This window comes from Streptomyces sparsus (genome assembly GCF_054776295.1).
In genome coordinates this window covers 1-2,254 of the sequence record NZ_BAAHCA010000813.1, presented here as the reverse complement: position 1 = coordinate 2,254, position 2,254 = coordinate 1, and the positions used below count along the sequence as shown (strand labels likewise).

Genomic DNA, 2,254 nt, shown 5'->3' with positions numbered 1-2,254 from the left:
GGCCGGCGCGGCCGGCCAGGCGACCGCTCAGCCGGCGCAGCAGGGACGCGGTCGGCGGGAAGAGGCACAGCAGCCCGGCGAGGTCGGAGAGCAGCCCCGGCACCATGAGCAGCAGGCCGCCGAGCATCGCCAGCGCGTTGCCGCCGCCTCTGGTAGGAGCCTCGACCGGAGGCCCCTCCGGCTGGAGACTCGCGGCGAGGTTGCGCCAGGCCCGGCGGCCGGCGCGCTTGATGGCGAGCGCGCCCAGCAGGAAGCCGGCCGCGATGACGGTGAGCACACCGAGGCCGCCGATGAGGTCGGCCAGCAGCAGGAACAGCCAGATCTCGCCGATCGCCCAGGCGGCCACCACCAGCGGCGCAAACGAGCGCGGCCGCAGGCCCCGCCGTCGGCCCGGGTCGGTTCCGGGGCTGCCGGGGCCGCCCGAGGAGGGATCGCGGGGGAAGGGCTGGGGACGGTGTTCGCCGGTCGTCATGTTCTCAAGTGTGCCTGCGACCGGTGATTTTCCTGAAGCGGGACCCCACACCCCAGGCGGTGACCCGCCACAGCGCCTCCACCACGATGTCCCGGCTCATCTTGCTGTCGCCGCGCTCCCGCTCGACGAAGGTGATGGGCACCTCCACCACGTGGTATCCCGCCCGGACCGCCCGGTGGGCGAGGTCCACCTGGAAGCAGTAGCCCTGGGAGGCGACCCGCTGCGTGTCCAGGCCCTCCAGCGTCTCCCGGCGGAAGGCGCGGAACCCGCCGGTGACGTCGCGGATCGGGATGTCCAGCAGCAGCCGGGAGTACGTGCTGCCGCCGCGGGAGAGCACCTTGCGGGAAGCGGGCCAGTTCACGACCCGGCCGCCGGGCATCCACCGGGAGCCCAGCACCAGGTCGGCGCCCTTGAGGGCGGTCAGCAGCCGGGGCAGTTCCTCGGGCTGGTGGGACCCGTCCGCGTCCATCTCGACCAGCACGCCGTAGCCGCGCTCGATGCCCCAGCGGAACCCGGCCAGGTAGGCGGCGCCCAGGCCCTCCTTGCCGCGGCGGTGCAGGACCTGCACGTGGTCGTCGTCGGCGGCCAGTTCGTCGGCGACCTTGCCGGTGCCGTCGGGGCTGTTGTCGTCGGCGACCAGGACGTGTGCCTCGGGAACGGCGGCCCGGACCCGGGCGACGATCGGCTGGATGTTCTCAGCCTCGTTGTAGGTCGGGATGATCACGAGGACGCTGCCCAGCGGGCCATGGCGTCGCGGTGCTTCGTCTTTCACGGCTGCTGCCCCTTCTGGTTCGTCCGCTCCCGCCTGCCGAGCACGAACGCCGCGACGCAGGACAAGGCGCCCACGATAGCGAGCAGCCACTCGGGAGCCGCGCCGACCCGGTCGGCGAGGGTGAGTTCGTCACGCAACGGCAGTTCGGCGGTGAGCACGTCCTGGGTGAACTCCTCCGTGCGCTGTTCGATGGTTCCGTCCGGTGCCACCACCGCGCTGATGCCGCTGGGCGCGGCGGTCACGATCGCCCGCCCGTGTTCCATGGCCCGCAGACGGGACATGGCGAGCTGCTGCTCGGGCTGTCCGGTGCGGCCGTAGGTGGCGTTGTTCGTCTGGATGACCAGGGCTCGGGCACCGGACCGCACGGTGTCGCGCACGATCGGGTCGTAGGCCACCTCGAAGCAGATGACGTCGCCGAGCTTCGCGGGACCGACCTGGAGCACTCCCGTCCGGTCGCCCGGCCAGAAGTCGCGCGGCACCCGGTCCAGTCGGGTGATGACCTTGGACAGCTGCTCCCGGAACGGCACGTACTCGCCGAACGGGACGGGGTGCTGCTTCGTGTAGGACGCTCCCGGGCCCGTCCGGGGGTCCCAGACGATGCCCTGGTTCTCCACGTAGCCCTCACGGGTGGGGTGGTCGACGAGCGCGCCGACCAGGATCGGCACCCCGATCGCCCGTGCCGCACGGTTGATGGCCGCCCTGGCCTCCGGGTAGCGGTAGGGGTCGAGGTCGGAGGCGTTCTCCGGCCAGATCACCAGGTCGGGGCGTGCGGTGCGGCCGGCTCGGACGTCCTCGGCCAGCTGCACGGTCGGCTCGACGTGGTTCTCGAGAATCATCATCGGCCGGCCCAGGAAGTCCATGCCGGGCTTCTCGACGTCGCCCTGGACCACGGCGATGGTGACGGTGTCGTCGGCGTCGGTGGGGATCGGCACCGCGTAGCCGACGCAGGCCACCGCGGCGGCGAGCGCCGCGGCTCCCAGCGCCGGGACCAGCCGGCGGGGCGGCGCGGC

At 72.8% G+C, this 2,254-nt stretch carries 3 protein-coding genes; all 3 read right to left on the bottom strand.

Annotation, left to right across the window (positions count from 1 at the left end; genetic code table 11):
• The coding region (locus ACYVE9_RS23720) for an FxsA family protein (protein ID WP_461029931.1) at positions 1 to 472 on the bottom strand (472 nt) is incomplete at its 3' end.
• Between the two features lie 4 nt (positions 473 to 476).
• Entirely contained in the window at positions 477 to 1,244 is a 768-nt protein-coding gene (locus tag ACYVE9_RS23715; RefSeq protein ID WP_461029930.1) for a polyprenol monophosphomannose synthase, read from the bottom strand.
• A partial coding sequence (lnt, locus tag ACYVE9_RS23710; RefSeq protein WP_461029929.1) for an apolipoprotein N-acyltransferase occupies positions 1,241 to 2,254 on the bottom strand: 1,014 nt, incomplete at its 5' end. The genes ACYVE9_RS23715 and lnt, both read right to left, overlap by 4 nt.